The 24,223-nt window shown below is 75.7% G+C and carries 21 protein-coding genes; 13 read left to right on the forward strand and 8 right to left on the reverse strand.

Annotated elements, in window-relative coordinates:
• Positions 1 to 191 precede the first annotated feature (191 nt).
• Together IF01_RS0121705 and IF01_RS0121710 are read left to right on the forward strand one after the other, a co-directional pair.
• Positions 192 to 1,004: an SDR family NAD(P)-dependent oxidoreductase gene (locus IF01_RS0121705; protein WP_030395145.1), complete on the forward strand. Its 813-nt coding sequence runs from the start codon at positions 192 to 194 to the stop codon at positions 1,002 to 1,004.
• Between the two features lie 216 nt (positions 1,005 to 1,220).
• Positions 1,221 to 1,658: a hypothetical protein gene (locus tag IF01_RS0121710; protein WP_030395146.1), complete on the forward strand. Its 438-nt coding sequence runs from the start codon at positions 1,221 to 1,223 to the stop codon at positions 1,656 to 1,658.
• A gap of 160 nt (positions 1,659 to 1,818) precedes the next feature.
• On the opposite strand, the gene IF01_RS48395 is transcribed toward IF01_RS0121710, so the two are convergent.
• The 3 genes from IF01_RS48395 to IF01_RS0121725 all read right to left on the reverse strand — a co-directional run bounded on the left by IF01_RS48395 (position 1,819) and on the right by IF01_RS0121725 (position 6,036).
• A complete protein-coding gene (locus tag IF01_RS48395; RefSeq protein WP_030395147.1) occupies positions 1,819 to 1,998 on the reverse strand; it encodes a hypothetical protein in 180 nt (59 codons plus the stop codon).
• Positions 1,999 to 2,288: 290 nt separating this feature from the next.
• Positions 2,289 to 5,423 (reverse strand): AAA family ATPase, encoded by a 3,135-nt coding sequence (locus tag IF01_RS42155; RefSeq protein ID WP_037780636.1) that lies wholly within the window; start codon positions 5,421 to 5,423, stop codon positions 2,289 to 2,291.
• Between the two features lie 157 nt (positions 5,424 to 5,580).
• Positions 5,581 to 6,036 (reverse strand): serine integrase family protein, encoded by a 456-nt coding sequence (locus IF01_RS0121725; RefSeq protein WP_030395149.1) that lies wholly within the window; start codon positions 6,034 to 6,036, stop codon positions 5,581 to 5,583.
• Positions 6,037 to 6,497: 461 nt separating this feature from the next.
• Between IF01_RS0121725 and IF01_RS0121730 the strand changes: the two genes are divergently transcribed.
• The 4 genes from IF01_RS0121730 to IF01_RS0121745 all read left to right on the forward strand — a co-directional run bounded on the left by IF01_RS0121730 (position 6,498) and on the right by IF01_RS0121745 (position 9,262).
• Entirely contained in the window at positions 6,498 to 7,223 is a 726-nt protein-coding gene (locus IF01_RS0121730; RefSeq protein ID WP_030395150.1) for a GNAT family N-acetyltransferase, read from the forward strand.
• An 86-nt stretch (positions 7,224 to 7,309) separates the two neighbouring features.
• Complete coding sequence (locus tag IF01_RS0121735; RefSeq protein ID WP_030395151.1) at positions 7,310 to 8,122, forward strand: hypothetical protein; 813 nt, start codon at positions 7,310 to 7,312, stop codon at positions 8,120 to 8,122.
• Between the two features lie 139 nt (positions 8,123 to 8,261).
• Entirely contained in the window at positions 8,262 to 8,831 is a 570-nt protein-coding gene (locus IF01_RS44145) for a hypothetical protein (protein WP_051755847.1), read from the forward strand.
• A gap of 8 nt (positions 8,832 to 8,839) precedes the next feature.
• A complete protein-coding gene (locus IF01_RS0121745) occupies positions 8,840 to 9,262 on the forward strand; it encodes a hypothetical protein (RefSeq protein ID WP_037780639.1) in 423 nt (140 codons plus the stop codon).
• Positions 9,263 to 9,299: 37 nt separating this feature from the next.
• On the opposite strand, the gene IF01_RS0121750 is transcribed toward IF01_RS0121745, so the two are convergent.
• Entirely contained in the window at positions 9,300 to 9,782 is a 483-nt protein-coding gene (locus IF01_RS0121750; protein ID WP_037780642.1) for a MarR family winged helix-turn-helix transcriptional regulator, read from the reverse strand.
• Positions 9,783 to 9,984: 202 nt separating this feature from the next.
• Here IF01_RS0121750 and IF01_RS0121755 point away from each other — a divergent pair, with 202 nt between their 5' ends.
• Together IF01_RS0121755 and IF01_RS0121760 are read left to right on the forward strand one after the other, a co-directional pair.
• Positions 9,985 to 10,899 carry a haloalkane dehalogenase gene (locus tag IF01_RS0121755; protein ID WP_030395155.1) on the forward strand — a complete coding sequence of 305 codons (915 nt, stop codon included), beginning with the start codon at positions 9,985 to 9,987 and terminating at the stop codon, positions 10,897 to 10,899.
• Between the two features lie 166 nt (positions 10,900 to 11,065).
• Complete coding sequence (locus tag IF01_RS0121760; protein ID WP_030395156.1) at positions 11,066 to 11,653, forward strand: lytic polysaccharide monooxygenase; 588 nt, start codon at positions 11,066 to 11,068, stop codon at positions 11,651 to 11,653.
• Between the two features lie 112 nt (positions 11,654 to 11,765).
• Here the strand turns inward: IF01_RS0121760 and IF01_RS0121765 are convergent, their stop codons facing one another.
• Both IF01_RS0121765 and IF01_RS0121770 read right to left on the reverse strand, forming a co-directional pair.
• On the reverse strand, positions 11,766 to 12,194 hold the full coding sequence (locus IF01_RS0121765; protein WP_030395157.1) for a cold-shock protein: 429 nt from the start codon (positions 12,192 to 12,194) through the stop codon (positions 11,766 to 11,768).
• Positions 12,195 to 12,330: 136 nt separating this feature from the next.
• Entirely contained in the window at positions 12,331 to 12,987 is a 657-nt protein-coding gene (locus IF01_RS0121770; RefSeq protein WP_030395158.1) for a hypothetical protein, read from the reverse strand.
• A gap of 960 nt (positions 12,988 to 13,947) precedes the next feature.
• On the opposite strand from IF01_RS0121770, the gene IF01_RS0121775 reads away from it, so the two are divergent.
• Entirely contained in the window at positions 13,948 to 15,075 is a 1,128-nt protein-coding gene (locus IF01_RS0121775) for a nucleotide disphospho-sugar-binding domain-containing protein (protein WP_030395159.1), read from the forward strand.
• A 109-nt stretch (positions 15,076 to 15,184) separates the two neighbouring features.
• On the opposite strand, the gene IF01_RS0121780 is transcribed toward IF01_RS0121775, so the two are convergent.
• Positions 15,185 to 15,622, reverse strand: coding sequence for a hypothetical protein (locus IF01_RS0121780; RefSeq protein ID WP_051755849.1), 438 nt, complete (start codon positions 15,620 to 15,622; stop codon positions 15,185 to 15,187).
• Positions 15,619 to 16,053 carry a MarR family winged helix-turn-helix transcriptional regulator gene (locus IF01_RS0121785; RefSeq protein WP_051755850.1) on the reverse strand — a complete coding sequence of 145 codons (435 nt, stop codon included), beginning with the start codon at positions 16,051 to 16,053 and terminating at the stop codon, positions 15,619 to 15,621. The genes IF01_RS0121780 and IF01_RS0121785 overlap by 4 nt, the downstream gene beginning before the upstream one ends.
• A 170-nt stretch (positions 16,054 to 16,223) precedes the next feature.
• Here IF01_RS0121785 and IF01_RS0121790 point away from each other — a divergent pair, with 170 nt between their 5' ends.
• From IF01_RS0121790 to IF01_RS0121805, 4 genes are all read left to right on the forward strand, one after another.
• Positions 16,224 to 17,162 carry an FAD binding domain-containing protein gene (locus IF01_RS0121790; protein ID WP_078880177.1) on the forward strand — a complete coding sequence of 313 codons (939 nt, stop codon included), beginning with the start codon at positions 16,224 to 16,226 and terminating at the stop codon, positions 17,160 to 17,162.
• The gene (locus IF01_RS0121795) at positions 17,159 to 19,984 is read left to right on the forward strand and encodes a molybdopterin-dependent oxidoreductase (RefSeq protein WP_078880178.1); all 2,826 of its coding nucleotides are present in this window, start codon (positions 17,159 to 17,161) and stop codon (positions 19,982 to 19,984) included. Before IF01_RS0121790 ends, IF01_RS0121795 begins: the two co-directional genes overlap by 4 nt.
• 237 nt (positions 19,985 to 20,221) lie before the next feature.
• The gene (locus IF01_RS51100) at positions 20,222 to 21,976 is read left to right on the forward strand and encodes a helix-turn-helix domain-containing protein (RefSeq protein ID WP_051755852.1); all 1,755 of its coding nucleotides are present in this window, start codon (positions 20,222 to 20,224) and stop codon (positions 21,974 to 21,976) included.
• Between the two features lie 152 nt (positions 21,977 to 22,128).
• The gene (locus tag IF01_RS0121805) at positions 22,129 to 24,195 is read left to right on the forward strand and encodes a hypothetical protein (protein WP_167349764.1); all 2,067 of its coding nucleotides are present in this window, start codon (positions 22,129 to 22,131) and stop codon (positions 24,193 to 24,195) included.
• Positions 24,196 to 24,223 lie beyond the last annotated feature (28 nt).

Genomic DNA, 24,223 nt, shown 5'->3' on the forward strand with positions numbered 1-24,223 from the left:
CTGGTGCTCGGTCGCGCCGAATCTACGGCCCGCCTCCGACAACGCCCGGCCCGGGGCACCGCGCCGACGGGACCGCGCAGACAGGACCGCAGGACCCGACCCGGGCTCCCACGGACCCGAGCTGACGGGCTGTCGGGCACGACGACCTAGGATCGACGGTTCACGAAACATCGATCCCGGAGGTCACAGGAATGTCGGACCAGCGTGTAGTCGTCGTCACCGGCGGAGGGAGCGGCATCGGCGCGGCCACCGCGCGGCTGCTGCGGGCCGAGGGCCACCACGTGGTGGTGTCCGGCCGCCGGCGCGAGCCGCTGGAGCGGGTCGCCCGGGAGACGGGGGCGCTCGCGCACGTCTCCGACACCACCGAGCCGGAAGGCGTCCGCGGGCTGGTCGCAGCCGCCGTCGCCGCCTACGGCCGGATCGACGGGCTGGTGCTCAACGCCGGTGTGGGCCGGGGAGGTTCGGTGGGCGAGGTCACCTTGGAGGACTGGGAGCTGGTGATGCGGACCAATCTCACCGGCCCCTTCCTGCTGCTGCGCGAGGCGCTGCCGCACCTGCTGGTCGCGCGCGGCGCGGTGGTGGCGGTCGCCTCGGTCTCCGCGCTGCGCAACGGCGCCGGCAGCGCCGCGTACGCGACCTCGAAGGCGGCGCTGCTCCAGCTCTGCCGTTCGCTGGCCGTCGACTACGGCCGGCGCGGCCTGCGGGCCAACACCGTCTGCCCGAGCTGGGTGCGCACCGAGATGGCGGACCGCAGGATGGCGCGTTTCGCCGAGGAGGCCGAGCTGGCCGGCGGTGTGGAGGAGGCGTACCGCGAGGCGACGGCGCTGACCCCGGCGGGCCGGCCGGGGGAGCCGGAGGAGGTGGCCGCCGCGATCGGCTGGCTGCTCTCCCCGGCGGCGGGTTATGTGAACGGCGCGGTGCTCACGGTCGACGGTGGGGTGACCGCTCTGGATCCCGGTACGGCGGCCTTCGGACTCCGGATGGAGCCGCGCTCGGGCGGCTGACCGCAGGACCGGTCGGGCGCCCGCTCGGTCGAGTGGCCGCCCGACCGTCCGGACCGATGCAATTCAGTCATTGAAAGGCTGAAATCAGTTATCGGCTTCAAAAAAAAGGCTGGACGGTAATCCTCCGCTTGAATCGATGGCAGTATGTGAGGTGTGAAGCATGAAATGTCACATGGCTTCACTCTGCCGTCCCTACCCACGAACGGGAAAAGCCCGATGAATCGGCCCCTCGCCATCCTCGCCACCAGCGTCGCCCTGACCCTCGCCGGTGCGCTCCCCGGCACCGTGCTCGCCGCCCACGCCGACGCCTCCCCGAGCGTCCCGGGGACCTGCGTCACCAGCTACCGGGGCGTGGTGGTCAACGAGATCTGCGCCATCGTCAGCGGCGAGGAGGTGACCTTCCACGGCCGCACCACGCCGACCAGTGTCACCTGGACCCCGCGCCCGGTGCCGTTCCGCCTCACCGCCAAGGTCGTCGACGGCGCGGAGATCGGCACGGTCACGCCGACCGTCAACGTCAGCTGGTCCGCCACTCCGGTGGGCCGGATCTCCGGCGCCCTGCCGTGCGGCTCCACCGCCGAGGCGACCCTCGAAACCACCCAGTGGGGGTGGCCGCCGGCCGCCGTCACCCTCTCCGTCGCGGCGTCCTGCTGATCCCCCAGGCGCGTGTGCACGGCAAAGGGCCCTGCCTGGTCGGCCAGGCAGGGCCCATTTCCTTCGGTGCGTCAGCCGTTCCGGGCCGTTCCCGGCCGTCCCGGCGCTCGCTTCCCCCCGCTTCCCGACCGGGAACCGCCCACACGGTCCCGGTCGGTGCTCAGTGCGCCCAGTGGGGCCCGGGGCCGGACCGGCTGAGCCGGGCCAGGCGGACCAGGGCCACCGGGTGGTGCCCGGCCTTGCGGGGGGAGGGGGCGAGCCGGACCGTGGCCTCGGCCCGGTCCGGGCCGTCCGTCGCCGGTCCGGCGGTCGCGCTCGGCGCGTGGTGACGTGCACTCATCACTCGGGATCCCTCCTGGTCGGGGAGCGGCTGCCCCGCTCGCTCGCCAATGACCACCAGGGAACCGGCCCGGACCGGCCGGATCAATGCGGGTGACTACCTATCGGCGGGCGGGAACTCTGGGGGCGTCCGCCGCGCGGCACCCACCCGGAGGTGCGGGGCACCCGCGAGGGCCCGCCGTACTCGACCCCGCCCGACCGTTCCCGGTCCCGCCCGGTCCCGCCCGACCGCGCGTACGCGACCCCGGTCACCGCGACCCCGGTCACCGCGCCGCTGTCACCACGCCCCGGTCACCCGCCGCCCTCGCCCGCCGCGTCCTCGGCGTCCGCCCGGGCCAGCGCCTGCGCCGTCCCGGCCCGGCCGGTGCCCAGCTTGGCCAGCACACTCGCCACATGGTGCTCCACCGTGCGCGGCGACAGGAAGAGCGCCTGGGCGATGTCCTGGTTGCCCGTCCCCTGCGCCAGCAGCTCCGCCACCTGCCGTTCGCGCGGCGACAGCCGCTTGCCGTAGCCCCGGCGGCCCGGCGAGCCGATCCCGCCGAGATCGAGGTCCCGGCGCAGCTTCCGGCAGCGGGCGGTGTCCGTGGTGGCACCCAGCTCCAGGTAGACCCGCTCGGCGGCCGCCATCCGCTCCGCCGCCCGCGCCCGGTCGCTCGCGGCCAGCGCGGCGGCGATCCGCTCGTCGGCCCGGGCCGCCTCGTACGGCCGACCGATGTCCCGCCAGTGGTCCCTGGCCCGGGTGAACGCCTCCGCCGCCTCCGGATCGCCGTCCGCGTCCAGCAACAGTCCCCGGGCGAGGTGCAGCGATGCCGTCACGGCCGGCGCGCCCCGGTCGACGAGGGACTCCGTCGCCTCCTCGGTGACCTCCCCGGCCTCGGCCCGCCCGCCCGTCGCCAGCAGCGCCTCGACGGCGACCGGCAGCAGCTCGGCGGTCCGCGCCCAGGCGTCGGCCTGCCGGGCCGTCGCCAGCGCCGGGCCCACCGTGCCGGCGGCCCCGGCGATGTCGCCCTCCAGCAGTTGGAGGCCGCCGAGCCCGGCCGCCGCCCGCAGCGCCACCGTCACCTGCGACTCCCGCTGGCCGAAGCGGGCGGCGATCTCGAACTCCTCCCGGGCCAGCGCCAGCCGGCCCCGCCCCGCCGCGAGCCGCCCGAACAGCAGCGAGCGCTCGGCACCCGCCATCGCCAGGTCGTCGAACTCGGCGCCCAGCCGGGCGAACCGGGGCTCCACCAGGTCCCAGCGCCCGGCCAGCATGTCGAGCCGGATCAGCGCGAGCCGGCTGTAGCACTCCAGGTACGGAATGCCCGTCAGCCGGGCCAGCCGGCGGCTCTCCTCCAGCAGGTTCGCGGACCGGCGGTCGTAGCCCAGCTCGATCGCGATCTCGCCCGCGTTGTACAGGGCCCGGGTGGTCTGCCGCATCACCTCGGGCCGCTCGGAGTCGCGCGGCAGCTCGTCCAGGCGGTCCCAGACCGCCGGATCGCCGTCCCGGGCCTGGAAGGTGAGCGTGGTGGCCCGCACCGCCGCGGACACGTCCTCGTCCGGGTTGGCCGCCAGCAGGCCCTCCGCCCGCGCCAGCCACTCCCCGGCCCGGCGGCCGGCGCCGTCGCGCTCGTCCATGGCGATCGCCACCATGGCCCGGGCCGCCCGCACCGGGCGCTCCTCCAGCTCCTCCAGGGACTCCCGGATCCGGTCGAAGCCGGCCCGGTTGCCGCTGTGCACCGCCATCAGGAAACCGAGCGCGAGCCGGATCTCGCCCCGGTCGGCCACCGGCAGCCGGGGGTCGGCGACCATGCCGCTCAGCACCTGCACGCTGGCCGCCGGGTCGACGTCGTCGGCCGCCAGCCGGGCCAGCGCCAGGGCCGCCCGGCCCCGGCGGCGCGGGTCGAGGTCCGGCTCGTCGAGCAGGCCGCGCAGCATCCGCCGGGCACCGCCCGGGTCGCCGAGGGCGGCGGCCTGGTCGGCGGCGGCCTGGGCGAGGTCCTGCCAGGCCGGGCGGTCGCCCATGGCCAGGGTGTGCTCGGCGATCCGGGCGAGCGGCCGCGGCTCCCTGGTCCCCAGCGCGGCCACGGCCCGCTGGTGCAGGACCCGGCGCCGTGGCCCGGCGACCCGCCCCTGCGCGACCTGCCGGGCCGAGGGGGAGCGGAACGCGTAGCGGTCGGGCGCGGTCTCCCGCAGGACGGCCGCGTGCAGCGCCTCGGTCAGGCCCTCGGCCCCGGCCTCGGCGTCCAGCCCGGCGACGGCGGTCAGCAACTGCTCGTCGGCGGGAACCCCCAGGACGGCGGCCGCCGCCACGACGGCAGCGCCGTCGCCGCCCAGGCGGGCGAGCCGCTCGGTCACCGCGTCGCGCAGTCCGCGCGGGATCTCGGCGCCGGCCAGGACGGCCACCAGGTCGCCCGCCGCCGCGCGGCCGCCGGACCCGCCGGTCCCGGTGGACCCGCCGGTCCCGGCAGGCCCGCCGGTGCCGCCGGTGCGCTCGACAGCCTGCCGGTCGGGGGCGGCGGGAGCGCGTTCGGCCAGGGCCCGCAGGTCCTCCTCGACGGCCAGCGGCAGGCCCTGGCTGCGCTCGTGCAGGACCCGCGCGAGCTCGGGGGTCGCGGCAGGGCCCAGCACCGACCGGGCCAGCTCCGCGACCTCCCGCTCCTCCAGGGGCTCCAGCCGCTCCAGCCGGACCGTCGCGCCGACGGCCCCGTGCCCCGCACCGGCCCCGTGACCGCCGGTCCGGGCGGGCGCCGGGCGGAAGGCCGCCCCGGGCGCCGGGGCACCGGATGGCAGGTCCTCGGGACGGTAGGTGACCACCAGCGCGAGCCGCGGCGGCAGGTCACGGGCCAGCCGGACCAGCAGGTCGAGGGTGGCGTCGTCGGCCCACTGGAGGTCCTCGACCACCAGGACCGGGGCGTCGAGCGCCGTGAGCAGCGCCCGCACCCCCTGGGCGAGCAGCCGGCGCGCGGACAGCAGCGTCCCGCCGTCCGGCGGCGCGGCCGGCAGCTGGGCGGCCAGGTCGGGCAGCACCAGGCGCAGCGCCCCGGTGCTGGGCGGCAGCTCGGCGGGCGGGGGCAGCAGGGCGGCGGCGTCCCGCAGGGCGTCGACCACCGGCCCGAAGGGCTCCGGTTCGCGCAGCGGGTGGCACCGGCCGAGCAGCACCGGGCGGCGCGGGGCGGTGGCAGCGGGGGCCGGGGGAGTGCTGTTCCGAGGCGTTGCGTCGGTCGCGGGCCCGTTCCCGTTCGTTCCGCTCCGGGCCGCTGCGTCCAGGGCCCGGAGGGCCTCGGCGACCAGCCGCGACTTGCCGCTGCCCGCCTCGCCCTCGACCAGCAGGACGGCCGGGGGCCGGGCGAGCGCGTCGGTCAGTCGGGCGAGTTCACCGACCCGGCCCACGAAGGCGGCCCCCGGGGCTCCCCCCTCCGGCGCGGTCGGCGGCAGCGGCCGGTTCATCGGCGCCGCGCCCGGCCGCGACCGGCGCGGCCGTCGGCACCCCGGCGCGGGGCGGATCCAGTCTGAGCGGGCATACCCCTATGATGCCCGCGCCCAGCGGGGCGGCGTCGGCCGGGTCGGCCGGTGCCCGGCGTCGGGCAGCGGCCCGCGGTCCCGTTCAGACCGCCTGGTACGCGGCCGGGCCCTCGTCCGGCGCGGGACGGGGCGGCCGGACCGGGCCGACACCGGGGACGGCCGACAGCCGCGTCACCCCGACGGGCCGGACGACCCGTCCCGGCGCCTCGATCACCTCGCAGCCCGCCCGGGCGAACCGCCGGACGATCTCCTCGGCCGCCCGGTCGTCGAGCGCGAACACGAACGGGCCCGGGACCAGTACCGCGTCCACCCAGCCGCGCTCGGCCGCCACCAGCAGGTTCTCCAGCGCCGGCAGCGGACCGTCGGTGCTGAGACCGTGGTCGCTGTACACGTCCGGCATCGGCAGCCCGAACCGGTCGGCCAGTTGCTCCATGGCGGTGCGCATGTAGTCGGCCTCCCGCGCGTCGTAGGGCCGGCACCGCAGGTACATCGCGGCCCGCCGCATCGTCGGACGTGCCGGTCGGTGGAGGTCGTGCATGCCGTTCACCTGGCTCTGGTCACTGTGCGTGGGGGAGGACGGCACCGGGCGGCAGGTGGGGGAGGGGCTGGGCCGGGACGACTCCCGGCGGCCACCGGGCCGATACCCAGCGGACTCCCGGAATGGTACGGGGATCAATGGGGGCCACTACCCATTGCTGCGCGGGGCCGTGCCTACGGCCCCCACCCGCTCCCCGCCCGGCCATCGCCGGGCCCGTCCCTGCGGCGCTCCGCCGCAGGTGGGACGGGGTGCGCCGGGCCGGGGCGGGTCGCTGCCGGGTGCCGGTCCGGCGTCGCTGTCGGTGACGGCGGCGGAGCGCCGCCGGAGTGGCGGTGCCGGTCGCGAGGCAGCCGGACCGCCGGGTGACGTGCCCCGGGGGTCCGATCGGTTCGGGTCCCCGGTGAGGTTCCGCCCGGGAAAACCGGGCGCGGGCGATCCTCTGCGGCTGGCAGGATCGGCCCATGTCGAAAGATCCCTTACTGGCCAGGGCCCGGGGTGTGTGGCAGGAGCTGGCGTCGGTACCGGTGTCGTTCGGTGCGGCGGGCGAGAAACACGTCGTCGTGTCTCCCGGGTCGAGGATCTGCCCGCGCGGCTGGGCGGGCATCGTGCTCCTGGGAGGGGCTGCCGTCGTGACGGCTCCGAGCCGGGAGGCGGCCGACCGCATCCGCACGGCGGTGGCCGCACTGCCTGCCGAGCGGCTGACGGATCCGGAATCGGTCCGGAGGGTGCTCCCGACCGGCGAGGTCCTCGGGCCCGCCGGGCTTGCCTATGTCGCCGACGAGGGCTTCCGGCCGGCCGCGGCGCCGACGGGCCTGCGTGTCGAGGAAGCCGCCGCCGGGGATGTCGACCTGGGCGGTCTGGAGCGGGCGGCCGGGGCGGCGGACGCCGACGAGGCCGGACTGGACGGGATGTCCTCCCCCGTGTTCGTCGTCCGGGTGGCCGGCCAGGTGGTCGCGGCCGCCGCGTACCGCGACTGGCCCGGCCACGCGGCTCATGTGGGTGTCCTGACCGCGCCTGCGTGGCGTGGCAGGGGTCTGGCTCGCGCGACCGGGTCCGCGGCGGTGCGTCATGCGCTCGCGCAGGGGTTGCTGCCGCAGTGGCGGGCGAGGCGACCGGCGTCGCGGGAGGTCGCGGTCGCGCTCGGGTTCAGTGAACTGGGCTCCCAGTTGGCCGTCGAGCTGGTCTGAACTCCCGGGCCGCGTTTGGGCACGGGGCGGGCGGGGAACGGGAGTTCGACAATGCACCTGATCAACCGATCGAAGGGCCAGGACCGTTGACTCCTCCGCCACCGGGGCGGGTCGATCCCGACCTGGCCGACCGCCTGACCGACGCGGTGCTGCTCTCCGGGCTCCCGGTGGCCTTCGGCGAGGAGGGGCCCGGTGTGCGGATCCGCCCGGCGCGGCCCGCCGCCGACTCCGACCGCTGCGCGGGCGCGGCGGCGCTCGACTGGCTGCCGTCCCCCCGGTTGAGCGGCGCCGCCGCGATGGCCGAACCGGGGCAGCCGGCCGGTCCGGCCCGCGAGGTGGTCGGGACGGCCATGGAGAACGCGCTCGCCGAGTTCCTGCCGGCCTTCGGGCTGGAGGCCGCCCGGGACGGCTCCGGCCGGGAGCTGCGGGTCGGCCCGCCGGCCCTCCCGGCCGCCGGGCTCCGCGTCCCGCCCGGCGTCCTGGCCGCCCGGCCCGCCGGACCGACCCCGGCCGAACTCGGGCTCCCCGCCGCCCTGCTGGACACGCTCCGGCGCAGCGCGGCGCTCGCCGGCCTGCCGCTCGCCGCCCACCTCGGCGGCACCGGCATCACCCTCGCACCGTGCCCGCCGGCCGGGGACACGGCCGCGGGCCCGGGCGAGGACCGGGACGCGGCCGGCGCGGCGGACCTCGGCTGGAACCCGTCCCGCCGGCTCGCCGACCTGGCCGACAGCGACCGCCCCGAGGCACCCGCCGCCGCCACCGCCCGCGCGGCGGTCGACGCCGCGATGCGCCACGCCCTCGGCACCGCCCTGCGCGCCTGCGGCACCGAACTGCGCTGGCTCCACGCCCTGCAACGCCTGCGCGTCTACGGCGAGTCGGTCCCGACGATCCGCCGCTGACCGCCCGCCCGCTCGCTGACCCTGCTCGCTCGCTGACCGCCTGCTCGCTCGCTGACCGCCTGCTCGCCCGCTGACCGACCGCCCGCCCGCTGCGCGGCCGGGGGTTCCGCTCCGGCCGACCGTCGGCGAGGATGGCGGGATGCTGCACAGCGTGCTCGCCGGTGACCACATCCTTCGTCCGACGCCGGACGCCCGCAGCGGCGCAGCCGCCCCGGTGGACGTCGTCCCGGCGGCTGCCGTCCGGGACGCCGACCCGACGGCCACGCCGCCGGAGGTCCGCACGGTCACGGGGGAGACGCTCTTCTTCCCGGCCGACCGGAAGAACGAGCTGGAGGGATTCTGCCGGTCCCACGGGATCCCGCTCGTGTCCAGGCCGGACGTGTGGGGAGACCTGCTCGAACCCTTCCTCGACACGGAGTTCACCCCCCGGCGCCGGGCCGCGACCGCGCAGGCGCTGTCGCGGGTCGGGCTCGACGAGGCGGCCGTGGCCGACATCAGGGCCGAGGTCGGCCCGCTCGTGCTCGCCTACAACTCCCTTCACTGGGAGTGGTGCTATCTGGGCCTGGCCGACCTGCTCGACGCCGCGACCGGGGGTTCGACCACGGAGCCGTACCGGATCGGGCCCGACCGCTTCCCGGCCTTCTGCGCCTGGGCGATGGCGATCGCCGATCTGGGCCATGTGCCCGGCACGCCCGTTCCGGTGCGGTAGCGCGCCGGGTGATCACCCAGGGCGTGACGGTCACGACGAGGTGCGACGACTGCGGTGGTGTGCTGATCCGCGACATCGGGCAGTTCATCGACGGCGGGCAGCTGTGGTGGGGCACCGAAGGGAGCTGCCGGACCTGTCCCACCGCATGGTGCGAGCAGGACACCGGCGCGGCGACCCCGGAGGCGATCCGGCAGGCACTGCTGGCCGAGCACGGCCCTGCTCGACTTCGCCTTGCAGGGCCCGGGTCGAGCTCCGTCCCCGTCCTGCGCGCCCTGCGCGAGACACACGGGCTGTCGCTGGCACAGGCACGTGCCATGGCCGACGAGTTGAGGACGACCGGCCTGACGGGCACGTTGGTCGAGATGGAGCTCATGGCCGCCGGGCTCGGTCGCCGCTCGGTTGCGGTGACCGTCGAGTCGGCGGCGGACTGACGGCCACCGGCCCGGCCGGAAGCGGCTGACAGGCGAATCAGGAACCGGCGTCGTCGTCGGCCGCCGGGGTGGGGGCCGTCCGCTCGTGGTGGTCCAGGAGGCGGGTCAGCAGGTCCGTCAGGCGGGCGCGGTCGTCGGCGTCCAGGGGGGCGAGCAGGGCGTCCTGGGCCGCGTCGACCACGGTGTCGAGCCGTCGGAGGTGGGCGCGTCCCTCGGCGGTCACCGTGATGACGTTGCGGCGGCGGTCGGCCGGGTCGGGTGTGCGCTCGACCAGGCCGCGTTCGGCGAGTTCGTTGACGACCGCGACCATGTCGCTGCGGTAGATGCCGGTGTGCCGGCTGAGGTCCGACTGGCTGGCCGGGCCGCCCTCGGTGAGCGCGGTGAGGGCGGCGAAGTGCCACTTGCGGGCGCCCTCCGCCGCCAGGCCGTCGTGCACCAGGCGGTCGGCGTGCAGGGCGTTGACCGCCAGCAGCCGGCTGGGCAGGCCGCGGACGCGGGCCGGGGCGGCGTGGTCGGTCATGGCGCCCGGGGTGTGGCGGGACGTCTCGTCGTTCTTCACGCCCCGCAGTCTAGCCGTTGTGTTAGTCGCACTAACGATGTAGCGTCATGGACGTCAGATCGTTAGTGCGACTAACGGGTATGGCGGGGTCGGCGTCGAGTGCCCGGCCCCCGCCCAGCCCCCTGTCCGGCCCCCGCCCGGTGCTACGAGAGGAACTGTCCCGATGCTCACCGTCCCCGTGATCGACTCCCATCTCGCCTGCCTGGACACCGGCGCCGACCGCCCCGCCGCCGAGGCGGGCGGCCCGCCCGTGGTGCTCCTGCACGGCAATCCCACCTCCTCCCACCTGTGGCGCAACGTCGTCCCGCACCTGGCCGGGCGGTCCCGGGTGCTCGCGCCCGACCTGATCGGCATGGGCGCCTCCGGCAAGCCGGCCGTCGACTACGGCTTCGACGACCAGGTCCGCTACCTGGACGCCTGGTTCGAGGCGCTCGGCCTCGACCGGGTCGTCCTGGTGGGCCACGACTGGGGCGGCGCCCTGGCCCTCGACCGGGCCGCCCGGTACCCGGACCGGGTGGCCGGGGTCGTCCTGCTGGAGACCTTCCTCAAGCCGCTGGCCGCCGAGGAGCTACTGCCGCCGGCCCGGGCGCGTGCCGAGGCGTTCCGTACGCCCGGTGTCGGCGAGGAGCTCGTGCTGGAGCAGAACATCTTCATCGAGACGGCCTTCAAGGGCGGGGTGCTCAACCCGCTGGGCGAGGAAGAAGTCCGGCCCTACCGCGAGCCGTTCCCGACGCCGGAGAGTCGCCGCCCGATGCTGGCCTGGTCCCGGATGGCGCCGATCGACGGCGATCCGGCCGAGGTGGTCGCCCGGGTGGAGGCGTACGACCGCTGGCTGGCCGTCAGTCCGGAGGTGCCGAAGCTGCTGCTGACCTTCGACTCCTCGCCGACCCTGCTGGTCGGGGAGGCCGTGGTCGCCTGGGCGCGCGAGCACATCGCCGCGCTCACCGTCGAGCACTGCGGCCCGGCCGGACACCACGCCCCCGAGGACCGTCCGGACGAGATCGGCCGGGCGATCGCCGGCTGGCTCGAATCGCACTGTCTCGCGGAGGTCAACACAGCTGTGGAACAAGAGGGTTGATTGTTCGTCGGCCAGGTGGTCCAGACCATTGACGAGGGGCTGCGCGCTGCCTACGGTATGGGCATTCACCTGGCGCAGGCATGCCAAGATCCTCTTGGTCGGCGCACCCCCACGCGCGTGTCCTGGGCCGGGCACACTCTCCATCCCCCCACGGAGGAGCATCGTCATGCGCAAACGCCTTGCCGTCGGCGCGGCCCTGGCCGCCGTCGCCGTCCCGCTCGCGATGGCCGTCCCGGCCAGTTCACACGGATTCATCAACCTGCCGCCGAGCCGCTCGGCCCTGTGCGGTGCGGGTGTCGTCAAGAACTGCGGCGACATCCAGTGGGAGCCGCAGAGCGTCGAGGGCCCGAAGGGCTTCCCGACCCGCGGCCCCGCGGACGGCACCATCTGCGCCGGGGCGGACGCCCGTTGGGCCCCGCTCGACAACCCGCGCAACGGCGCCTGGCCGACCACCAAGGTGACGGCCGGCGGTCAGCAGACCTTCACCTGGGAGATCGAGGCCCGGCACTCGACCACGAACTTCCGGTACTTCCTGACCAAGCCCGGCTACGACCCGACCCAGAAGATCACCCGGGCGAACCTGGACCTCACGCCGTTCCTGACGGTCCCGTACAACGGCCGTCAGCCCGCCGCCACGACCACCCACACCGGGACCCTCCCCACGGGTCGCACCGGGCACCACGTGGTCGTCGCGGTCTGGGACGTCGCGGACACGTCGAACGCGTTCTACTCCTGCACCGACGTGCTCTTCTGAGGCAAGGTGCGCCGCTGAACGACGCGATCCTCGGGGCCGACGCGCTCCGCCGATCGGAAGCAGCACCCGTACCCCGGGGCCGGACGACGGCCCCGGGGTACGGGTGCGACGCTCAGCCCTCGGTCCAGCCGTGGCCCTGGGCGCACCGCAGCATCGCCTCGCGCACCTTGAGCACCTGCTCACCGGTCAGCGACGGCGCGTGCGCCAACAGCAGCTCGGTCACCTCCGCCACGAACTCGGCGGAGGTGAGGACGTCGTACTCCGCGTCGTCGTGGTCGGCCGCGGACCGCGGAACGAGGGGGACCGGACCGGCCGCCCCGGCCGGACGCGCGAGCGCGCCCTTGGGAAGCCGCACCGACGAGGCCTTGAGCCCGCGGTCGCCCTCCTCCATCTCGAACTCGACCACCAGACCCGAGTGCACCACGGACTCCGGCATCAACATGTCATTGACGTGCAGGAAGACATCCTCCCCGCCGTGGTCCGGAGCGATGAACCCGTAACCCCGCACGCTGTCGTAACGCACCACACGACCGGTGACCACTCGTACCCCCAAGGAACAACCCGGGCCCCCTGCCCGACACCTGACGTAGAGGATAGACGACCGGGCACCCGGGACGGTGCCGGAGCGGACTTCACCGGGCCGGACTTCAACGGGCCGGACTTCACCAGGCCGGACGTCACCGGACCAGACCCGCGACCCGGGCCTTCCAGCGGAGGACCGTCGCGAGCATCACCGTGCACACGAACGCGGCCAGCGCGATCGCGCCCCAGAACGGGACCGCGATCCCGCTCGGCCGCTCGGTGATCATCCGGTCCCCGTCGAGCCACACCGAGGTCTCCCGGCCGTCCGGGTACAGCGTCCCGGTCGGCCGCTCCTCGCGGAACTCGTGGTCGTCGACGAACCAGCGGTAGGTGCAGCCGTAGAGGTCGTGCCCGATGTTCTGGTCGTCGATGCTGCGCCCGGTGACCCGGCAGTCGGTCGTCGTGGCGGCGACCCGGCGCGGTTCGTGCCACGCCGAGTCGACGGCGTGGGAGGTCTGCGCCGCCGCGAACACCGTGGCCAGCGCGAGCGCGGGCACTGCCAACAGGCCGACCCAGGCCGCCGCGTAGTCGCGGTCCGACAGCTCGTTGACCACCGTCCGGGCGACGGCGAGGAGTGCCACCAGGGCGGCGCCGGCGGCCAGCAGCCAACCGGTCCGGGTGCCCGGCGTGTCCTGCGACTCCCACCACACGACCGGCGCGGCCGCGGCCACCAGCCCCGCCGCCGCCACCGGCACCAGCAGGGCGCACCGCCGCTGCGCCGCCGTCCACCGTTCCCTGTCCGCGGCCGTCAACCCGGCCCCCTTCCCCCCGAGTTCCCCCGAGGCCCCGTGGTGGCGGACGCCCCCCCGGACGTCCGCCGCGACGAGTGTCACGTGCCGCCGCCCGCCGTGCCCACCCCGCCATCGCTCCCGGGCCCGGCCCGGGTCGGAACGGTGACACGGCCGCGACATCGTCACGGCGGACCCGTCGGGGTACCACCCGCCCGGGCGGTCGACCGAGCGGAGGCCGACGGTTCCCGCGGCGGCGTCCGACCGCTTCCCACCCCCGGTCCGCTCAACTCGACGTCCGGGCCACCGGGTCCGGTGCGTGCCCGGACGGGGGCCGGCGGGCAGCGGGATCCGGCCATCCCCCGAATTCCGTGCGCGGACGGCCGGTTCGTCGTAGCATCGACGCCGGAACGCGCGAAAGCACAGCCCGGTCGGTAGTCCGGGCGCCGTCGGCCCTCGGTCGGCGGCCAGTCATTCCCTCCCAGGGTGTCCGGTGCGTTCCTCCCGGTGCGCGATCGCGCGCGGGACGCGGCACCACCATGGGGGGAAGCAGCATGCCGAGGACGATCGCCGCCCGGCCGCCGGGGACCGCGCCCGCGGTCCGGCCGTCCCGCGCCGACGCCGGGCACGCCGCCGCCGAGTGCCTTCCCGTGGCGGTCCGCTTCCAGGAGAGACGGGCCCCGGCCCGGACGCGTACGGGCAGATAGCCCGTCCGTTCCGGGCGCGCCGCGAGCCCTTCGTGGCCCCGGCCCCGGCAGATCCCTTGCGTCGCCCGGCGGTCCGTCGCCCCGGCCGGTCCCTCCGTCCGTCCGTCTCCGTCCGTCCTGCCGTCCGGGACGCCCGGACACCCGGACACCCGAACGTCCGATTGTCGATCCTTCGTGGAAAGAGATCTGACCGTTCGTCAGTTGACGCTTGCGGGAGACGGATCGGTCCGCGCGCGATCCGTGGCACGACCCGATCGAGAACTATCAGGAGATCACTGTGCGCATACTCTTCACCGGCCCGGCCGCGCCGAGCCACCTCTTCCCGATGGTGCCGACCGCCCAGGCCCTGCGGGCCGCCGGGCACGAGGTACTGTTCGCCAGTCCCAGCCCGTACGACCAGCTCCGGCAGGCCGGCTTCCCGATCGTCGCGATCGGCGACGGGCGGCCGCTGCGGGAGTCCTTCGAGGCGACCTCCGACGGTCCGATGAGCTACGCCCAGCCGGGAATGACCCAGGACGAGATCCTGTCGATGGCCGCGGCCGCCTTCGCCCACGCCTCGCGCTCCACGGTGGAGGACCTGCTCGCGGTCGCCGAGGGCTGGGGCGCCGACCTGCTCGTCCACGACTCCTGCCTGGCCTCGGCCCAGCTGGTCGCGGCCCGGCTCGGTATCCCGGCGGCGCTGCAGAACTTCGGCATCATCTCCGGCCTCGACCTGGCCGCCCGGCTGGCCACCCACTTCACCGACGTCTACGAGAAGCACGGTGTGGCCGGCCCCGCGCCGACCACACCGCTGAACATCGTCCCGGCCTCGCTCGGCGGCGACCCGGGCGGCCTTCGGATGCGCTACCTCCCGTACAACGGAGGGGGTGTGGTCCCGGTCGAGCTGCTGGAGCGGGGCCACCGGCCGAGGGTCGCGGTCACCCTGGGCACCGTCATCACCGGGATCGACGGCGTGTCGGCGATCTCCCGGCTGGTCGAGTCCGCCGGCGCGGTCGACGCCGATTTCCTGCTTGCCGTCGGCGACGCCGACCTCGGCAAGCTGGGCGCCCTGCCGGACAACGTCCGCCCGCTGCCGTGGGTGCCGCTCGCGGAGCTGCTGAGGGTCTGCGACGCGGTGGTGCACCACGGCGGGTCCGGCAGCACCCTCACCGGACTCCAGGCGGGTGTGCCCCAGCTCCTGCTGCCCCAGGGCGCCGACAACTTCGCGGTGGCCGACGCCCTGACCGCTGCGGGGGCCGCCCTGAGCTCCGGCTCCGACGCGGTCGACACGGCCCTGCTCACCCGGCTCGTCACGGACCCGGGCCTGCGCGAGGGCGCCGCACGCCTACGGGCCGAGAACGACGCGCTGCCGACCCCGGCGGCCCTCGTCCCCGAGATCGAGGCCCTGGTCACCGACCACCGGTGACCGGTCCGACCGTTCGTCGGAGGCGCTGAGCACGAGCCGCCTCCCGTCCCCGGTGGAGGTGCCGCCCCGCACCCCCACCGGGGACGGGACGGCCGTTGCCCGGCCCCGGTCAGTGCGCCTGCGTCTCCCGGGCCTGCCGCCGATCGGCCTCCCAGGGGAACGGGGCGAGGTCGGGCTCGACCCAGCCGGCCTTCGCCTGCGGGCCGGCCAGCGTCGCCGGACGGTAGAACCGGGTCAGCAGGCGCTTGTCGAGCAGCGCGGGATGCTGGTCGGCGAAGGTGGTGAAATCGTCGCCGTCGTGTTCGGCGGCATGGTGGCCCACGAGTTCCACCCAGGCCCGGCTGACGGTCGCGTGGTACTTCTGGGGTGCTCCGGCGTAGCGGGCGGTGCGTCGGATGCCATCGCTGACCAGGCCGACCGCTGCGGGCGTGCCGAACCGTCGCACGGCCAGCCAGGTCAGATGGACGTGCTCCCGGTGGCCGAACTTCTCCGAGGCTGCGGTCGCTTCGGCCATCAGCGCGCCGAAGTCGGTGGACTGCTCGGTCATGAGGACACCTCGGTGAGGGCTTCCAGTGCGGTGCGCAGCGAGGCGATCGCGTCGGCCGGCAGGCCACGGAGCGCGCGGCGCTCCAGGTCGGTGATCGCCCCGCGGATGGTGTCGGCGGCCACGCGGCCGGAGGCGGTGAGTTCGACGAGCACCGCGCGCCGGTCTCCCGGACGGGTGCCGCGGGTGATGTGACCACGTCGTTCCAGACGGTCCAGCACGCTGGTGAGCGTGGTGGGGCGGGTGCCCACGGCCGCGCCGAGCTCGGAGACGGTCCGGCCCCGGCCGTCGGCGAGGTTGGCCAGCGCGTTGATCTCGGAGGGGGTCAGGTCCAGGTCGACGAGCTCCGCGGCGAGGACTTGCAGGGTCGCGTGGGTGGCCCGCTGCAGCGCCAGCAGGGCCGACCACTCGGACGGTACGGATTCGGACTTCATGATTTCGAACTATACGATTTCGTAGTACCTGTCGCAAACGGGACCGGCCGGGGCCCGCCCTGGGTGATCGTCCAGTTCGGGGGCGGTGCGCTGGTGTGCGGATCCACCCGTTCCGGGCGCGGCGCGTTGCTGCAATACCCATGTCGATCTGTCGAGGACGGTGGATGCACATGGACCTGAACACCGTGGTGGAACTGCGCGATGCGCGCGAACGCGGGACGTGGCGGCCGGGGGACGCCTGGCTGGGGGGCGGGACGTACCTGTTCTCGGAGCCCCAGCCGCACATCCGGCGGCTGTTCGACCTCAACCGGATGGGCTGGGAGGCGCTGCGGCCCACCCCGGACGGCGGGCTGGAGATCGCCGCGACCTGTACGATCGCGCAGCTCTCCCGGCACCCGAAGCCGGCCGGCTGGACGGCGGCGCCGCTGTTCGAGCAGTGCTGCCGGGCCTTCCTCGCCTCCTGGAAGATCTGGAACGCGGCCACCGTCGGCGGCAACCTCTGCAACGGCCTGCCGGCCGGGCCGATGATCTCCCTCACCGCCGCCCTCGACGGCGTCTGCCGCCTGCTCGACCGCAGCGGCGCGACGCGCACCCTGCCGGTCGGGGACTTCGTGCTCGGCGCCGGGGTCAAGGACCTGCGGCCGGGCGAACTGCTGCGCTCGATCACCCTGCCGGGCCGGGCGCTGGCCCGGCGGACGGCGTTCCGGCAGGCCTCCCTCTACGGGCTCGGCCGCTCCGGCGCGCTGGTGATCGGCACCCTGGACCCGGTGGACGGGGAGTTCGCGCTGCACATCACCGCGGCCACGGTCCGGCCGGTCCGGCTGGGCTTCGCCGTGCCGCCGAACGCCGAGGCGGTGCGGGAGGCGGTGGAGCACGCCGTCGCGCCGGACGAGTACTTCGACGACATCCACGGCCTGCCGGCCTGGCGGCGGCACATGACCCTGCGGTTCGCCGAGGAGGTCCGGCGCGAGCTGGTCGAGCCGGACCGATCGGTGGAGCCGGACCGATCGGTGGAGTCGGGCGGGCCGGTGGAGCCGGTCGGGCCGGTCGAGAGCGCCGGGCCGGTGGCTTCAACGGCGTCCGACACCACCGAGGAGGCCGGCCGATGAGCTTCACCGTCCGCGTCAACGGCGAGGACTCCGCCGCGGAGCCGCGCCCCGGCCAGTGCCTGCGCACCTACCTGCGCGACCGCGGCTGGTTCGGCGTCAAGAAGGGCTGCGACGCCGGCGACTGCGGCGCCTGCACGGTGCACGTCGACGGCGAGCCGGTGCACAGCTGCCTCTACCCGGCGCGGCGCGCCGACGGCCGCGCGGTGACCACCGTCGAGGGGCTCGCCACCGACGACGGCCTCCACCCGGTGCAGCAGCGGTTCCTCGACGCCCAGGGCTTCCAGTGCGGCTTCTGCACGGCCGGTTTCCTGATGACCGCCGCCAAGCTCGACGAGGACCAGCTCGCCGACCTGCCGAGGGCACTCAAGGGGAACCTGTGCCGCTGCACCGGCTACCGGGCGATCGAGGACGCCCTCCGCGGGGTGAAGCACACCGAGGAACCGGCTCCCGGCGAGGCGGTCGGCCGCAGCCCGGGCGCCCCCGCCGGACCGCAGGTGGTCACCGGCACGGCGCGCTACACCTTCGACCTGGAGGTCGAGGGACTGCTGCACATGAAGCTGCTCCGCTCCCCGCACCCGCACGCCCGGATCGTGTCCGTCGACACCTCGGCGGCGCTGCGCGTCCCGGGCGTGCGGGCGGTGTTCACCCATCACGACGCGCCGGAGCGCCTCTACTCCTCCGCCCGGCACGAGCACCCGACCGAGGACCCGGACGACACCCGGCTGCTGGACGACGTGGTCCGCTTCGCCGGCCAGCGGGTGGCGGCGGTGGTCGCCGACAGCGAGGCCGCCGCCGAGGAGGGCTGCCGCCGGGTCGCGGTGGAGTACGAGGTGCTGCCGTACGTCCTGGACCCCGAACTCGCCATGCTGCCCGGCGCCCCGGTCCTGCACCCCAAGGGCCCGGAGTCGCGGATCGCCCGCCCGGCGAACAACGTCTGCGGCGAGGTGCACGGCGAGATCGGCAGCGTCGAACAGGGCTTCGCCGAGGCGGCGGTCGTGTACGAGGAGACCTTCCGCACCCAGCGGGTGCAGCACGCCAGCCTGGAGACGCACGGCTGCCTGGTGTACTTCGAGGAGCACGAGGAGACCGGCGAGGAGCGGATCGTGGTGCGCTCCTCCACCCAGGTGCCCTTCCTCACCCGGCGCGCCCTGTGCGCGCTGTACGACCTGCCGCCGGAGCGGGTCCGGGTGGTGGCGGGCCGGGTCGGCGGCGGCTTCGGCGGCAAGCAGGAGATGCTCACCGAGGACATCGCCGTCCTGGCCGCGCTGCGGCTGCACCGGCCGGTGAAGCTGGAGTTCACCCGGGCCGAGCAGTTCCTCGGCGCCACCACCCGGCACCCGTTCACCATCACGGTGAAGGCGGGCGCGACGGCGGACGGCACCCTGACCGCCCTGAGCTTCCGGGTGGTCGCCAACACGGGGGCGTACGGCAACCACGGCCCGGCGGTGATGTTCCACAGCGTCGGCGAGTCGATGGGCGTCTACCGGGCGCCGCACAAGAAGGTCGAGGCCTACTCGGTCTACACCAACGGCGTGCCCGCCGGGGCGTTCCGGGGCTACGGCCTGGGCCAGGTGACCTTCGCGGTGGAGTCGGCGATGGACGAGCTGGCCCGCCGGCTGGGCATGGACCCGCTGGAGTTCCGGGAGCGGAACATCATCGGCCCGGGCGAGCACATGGTCGGCCCGGCGGGCGAGGAGGAGGACCTCCACATCGCCTCCTACGGCCTGGACCAGTGCCTGCGGGTGGTGCGGGACGCCCTCGCCGACGACCGCAGCGCCGAACTCGCCCCCGAGGGCTGGCTGGTGGGCCAGGGCTTCGCGACGTCGGCGATCGCGACCGGCCCGCCCGGCGGCCACTTCGCGGACGCCGCCGTGACGCTGCTGGAGGACGGCGGCTACGACATCGCCGTCGGCACGGCCGAGTTCGGCAACGGCACCACCACCGTGCACAAGCAGATCACCGCCGGGGCGCTGGGGACCACGGTCGACCGGATCACCGTCCGGCAGTCCGACACCGACGTGGTCCGCCACGACACGGGGGCCTTCGGCTCGGCGGGGACCGTGGTCGCGGGCAAGGCGGTGATGAAGGCGGCCAACGCGCTCGCCGAACGCATCCTCAGTTTCACCGCCGAGTACGCCCGCACCCCGCGCAGCCGGATCACGCTCGGCGCCGAGGCGGTGGAGTGCGAGGGGCGCCCGGTGCCGCTCAAGGAGGTGTTCGCGGCGGCCGCGGCGCAGGGCGTGACGCTGACCGGGGAGGGGCACTGGGGCGGCTCGCCGCGCTCGGTGGCGTTCAACTCCCAGTGGTTCCGGCTCGCCGTCGACCCCGACAGCGGGGAGATCCGGATCCTGCGCAGCGTCCACGGGGCCGACGCCGGGCGGGTGATGAACCCGCTGCAGTGCCGCGGCCAGGTCGAGGGCGGCGTGGCGCAGGCCCTCGGCGCCACCCTGTTCGAACGGGTCCTGGTCGACGAGCGGGGCGAGGTGACCACGGCCGCGTTCCGGCGCTACCGGCTGCCGGCCTTCGCGGACGTGCCGCGGACCGAGGTGCACTTCTCCGAGACCTCCGACTCGATCGGCCCGCTGGGCGCCAAGTCGATGAGCGAGAGCCCGTTCAACCCGGTGGCGCCGGCCTTCGCCAACGCGCTGCGCGACGCGACCGGCGTCCGGTTCACCGAGACGCCGTTCCTGCGCGACCGGGTGTGGCAGGCGATCGACGAGCACCGCCGGGGCGGGGGAGCCGGTGCTGGGGGAACCGGAGCTGGGGGAGCCGGCGGTGGGGCGGCCGGCGGTACGGGCCGGGGCGCACCGGCCGGGGCCTGAGGCGGAAGCGCGCGGCCGACCCGCTTGAGGTCGGGGCGGCCGCGCGTTCCCCGCACACCGATCCAAGCGCGGCGCCACTGTCCGGACCACTGGACATCGGTACCACCCGCGGGCCCCGCCCCCGGGTGATCGAACAAGAGGGAAGAAGACTCGTGGTCCTTGCATTTACCATGCCCGAACGCACAGAAACATCGCATGGGCGAGGGCAGTCCGCGCGTACGGCACAGGGAGCACAACATGATCGTCGGGGACCTCCTGGCGCTGGACGAACTGCACATCGAGGTGGCCTGGGCGACCCCCGACCTGCTCGGCCGCGAGGTCACCGGGGTGACCTCTACTGACCTCCAGGACCCCGCCCGCTACCTCCGGCCGGGCGAGGTCGTGCTCACCGGCCTGGTCTGGTGGCGGCCCGAGGACACCCGCCCCGCCCCGAGGCTCGCCACCGCCCTGCGCTTCGCCAACGCCCTGCGCAGCGCCGAGGCGGCGGCGCTGCTGGCCGGCGAGGGCACCCACGGCACCGTCCCGCCCGAGCTGGCCGAGGCCTGCCGCCGCCACGGCGTACCGCTGCTGTCCGTGCCCAGCGGCACCAGCTTCCGGGCCGTCACCGACCGGATCTACCTGCGGCTGTGGGGCGACCTCCAGGCCGGCGCCGAGGGCCGGGCCGGCCTGCCGGCCGAGGTGCGGCGCACCCTGACCTCGATGCTGGGCGCGGACGCGCCGCTGGACGGACTGCTGCGCCGGGCCGTCGCCGACCTGGGCGTGCCCGACTGCTCCCTGCTCACCGGCGCCGGCCGGGTGCTGGCCTCCTCGGCGGACGCCCGCCCGGGCCGGCCGCGAACCGCGGTCCCGCCGCGAGCCCCGGCCACCGTCCCGGCCCCGGCCCGGCTCCCGGTCCCCACCCTGGTCCCGGCCCTCGCCCCCGCCCCGATCCAGGTCGGCCCGCCCGGCACCACGCCCTTCGACGGCTGGCTGCTGCAGCCGCACACCGAGCCGGGGCCCGCCGCCGCCACGATGCTGCACGGCCTGGCCGAACTGCTCGCACCGCTCGCCGAACGCGCCCGGGCCACCGCCGCCGCCCAGCGCCAGGCCGGTACCCGGCTGCTGGAACTCCTCGCCGCCGGCGCCGACCCGGAGGCCGACCACGCCCTGTCCCTCGCCGGACTGCCGCCGCGGCTGCCGCTCACCCCCGTCGCCGCCCGCTTCGGAAGCGCTGCGGGAAGCGCCGGGGGAAGCACCGCCGCAACCGTCCCCGGTACCGCCCCGGGCACCGCCGCCCCGCCCGGTCCGGCCGACCCCTCCGGGGCCTGGGCCGCCGCGGCGCTCGCCGAGGCCCTGCACCCGACCGCCGCCCCGTTCGTCGCCGCCCCGGACGGCCGCGGCGGCGCCGTGGCACTGGTCGCCCTCCCCGAGGACGCCGTCGCCGCCGCCCTGGACCTCACCCTGCCCCGGCTCGACGAAAGGCCCGGCCAGACCGGCCCCCGCGCCCAGGCCGGACCGGGAGGTCCCGCCGCCGGCGTCGGCCCCACCGTCCCGCCCACCGCCGCCGACCTGCGCCCGGCCCTGGTGCAGGCCCGCTACGCCCTGGACGCCCGCCCGCCCGGCGCGGTCGGCCGCTGGGCGAGCACGGTCTCCCTCGCCGACCTGCTGCGCGGCATCCCGCCCGAGGTCACCGCCGCCTTCCACCAGCGGCTGCTCGCCCCGCTGGTCGACCACGACCGGCACAACACGGTCTCCCTGGTCGCCACCCTCGACGCCTTCCTGCGCCACAACGCCTCCTGGTCCCGCACCGCCGAGGCCCTGCACGTCCACGTCAACACCGTGCACTACCGGGTCAAGCGGATCGAGGAACTGACCGGCCGGAGCCTGCTGCGGCTCGACGACCGGCTCGACCTGCGCACCGCCCTGCTCTGCGCCCCATCCGCTCTGCTCCGCGCCCCCGCCGCTCCGGAGGCGCCGATCGTGGCCAAGGGTCGTGCGCGCCGGGCCGGCTGACGATCAGTCGGAGCGGCGCGGATCCGGAACCGCCCTTGTTGGTGGTATCCCTGCACAGGACGGTTGCGGTCGCCTATCCTCCAGGCGCACGGCGAGGTACGGCCTCGCCGGACGGCTGGGGGGTCGCGGTGGTTCTGCACGGGCGTGCAGCGGTGTTCGAGACGGTCGTACCTTCACTCGTCGGCCTGGAAGTGAACGGCGAGGAACCGGGCGTCAGGACGCGGCGGCTGCCCGTCCCGAACGGCACCCCGCCGGTGGTCGAGTGCGCGGGCGGGCGCCTCAGCGGGCGCACCGCCCTCCTGGCCGGCCTGGACGCGCGGTACGCCGCCCACCTGCGCCGGGCCTCGGCGGACCTCGGCCGCCCCGACCTCGGCCGAGCCGACCTCGCACTGGCCGCCGACGACGAGGACCCGACCCGGCGCAACGCCTCGCACCTCTCGGACCTGCTGTTCCACCTGCGCCACGAGCTGAGCCGCCGGCCCGGGGACTTCGGCGGCACCATCGCCTTCCCCCGGCTCACCCAGGGCCTGCTGGCGGTGACCTCCTGGCAGGCCGTCGGCGCCGGCGAGCCGGAGGCGGCCGTCGGGCGCCTGGAGAGCCTGCTCCGGGAGACCGTCCCACCCGGGCCCGCCCGGCGCGCCCGGGTGGCCCAGTGGATGCGCCAGGCGGCCCCCGGCGCGGCCGCGGCGGCGGGCCCCGGGGCAGCGCCGAACACGCTCGTCGCCCGCCTGGTCGACCTCGTCACCCCCGAACTGCTCGGCCCCTCCGCCCACCGGCAGGGCCTGCGCTGGTGGGCCGTCCGCCAGGTCGCCGGCCCGGGCACCGACCACGTCCAGCTGTCCGAACTGGCCCGGCGCTTCCGCGGCGACCCGGACGACCGGGAGGCCGCGGAGCGCCAACTGATCGCCGCGTTCCTGGCCGACATCGACAGCCACTACACCTGGTCGCGCCGGATGAACCGGCTGCCGCGCCCGCTGCTGCTCCTCGACAACGCCCACACCCCGCTCGGCCGGCCGGTGGTGCGCGCGCTGCTCCGGGTCTGGCACGAGGAACCGGCCGGGACCCGGCCGGGCGTGATCACCACCGTCCTGGCCGGGGAGCCCTCCGACCCCGACGACACCGCGGCGTCGACGCGCCGCGCCCCGGGCCCGTTCTGGCGCCAGGACCGCCCCGGAACGGCGGCCGACTGGACGGTGCGGCTGCCGCTGGCCCCGCTCGGGCTGGAGGAGATCACCCTGATGTTCGGCACCGAGCACCCCCCGTCCGGCACCGCCCGGGTGATCCACCGCCTCAGCGCGGGCCGCGCCGGGATCGCCCACGCCCTGGTGGAGGCCGCCCGGAGGGCCGTCCGCCAGCGCGACAGCGCGGAGCCGCGCTGGCTGCTCGACCTCCCGGCCCACGACGCGCCCGCGCGCACGGTCCACGAGCAGCTGCTCCGGGTCCTGGTCCCCGGGGAGCGCGACCGGGAGCGGCTCATGTTCTACAGCCCGGCCCTCGACGACGGTGCCGCCGACCTGCTCGGCGCCTACTACCCGCGGACCGACCACAGCCCGCTGGACGTCCAGGAGGCCAGGCGGCTGCTCGAACGCAACCACTGGGCCGCCGCACACCATGCCGCCCATGCCACCGCCACGCCGCAGGCCGTCGTCGACGCGCCGTTCGTCCAGGACCGCACCATGCGCACCCTGCTCGGCCACCGCCTCGCCGTCCAGGTCGCCGGCGAGCGCGACATGCAGACCTGGCGGCACCTGCACGGCACCGTGCGCGCGCGGTACGCGCCGACCGGCGCTGGGCTGCCCGACCAGGCCCTCCACCACGCGCTCGCCGTGCACGACACCGGAGTCGTCGTCCGCACCCTGCACCAGCGCCTGGCCGAGCGGAGCGCCGCCGACTGGCTCGCCTCGGTCAACCTGATCTGCTCCGCCCCGCACCCGCCGGAGCCGGTGCCGACCGCCGCCGCGACGAACGAGCAGTGCCAGGCCTGCCGGCACGGCGAGATCGCCGTGCACCAGGCGATCGACCGGCTGGTGGTCAGCCTGTGGGTGCAGTCGCACCCGCTCTCGGTGCCCACCCCGGCGCTGATCGACAGTGTCCGGCTGCAACTGCTCACCCTGGCCCAGTACACCGGGGCGGCCGACCAGGCGGTGTTCTTCCAGGCGCACGAGACCTGGCCCGGACGGCTGCGCCGCTGGCACCAGGCACCCGACCTGCCGACCTGACCCGGGCCCGGAACCTGACCCGGAACCT

Source organism: Kitasatospora purpeofusca (assembly GCF_000718025.1).
Classification (GTDB): Bacteria; Actinomycetota; Actinomycetes; order Streptomycetales; family Streptomycetaceae; genus Kitasatospora; species Kitasatospora purpeofusca.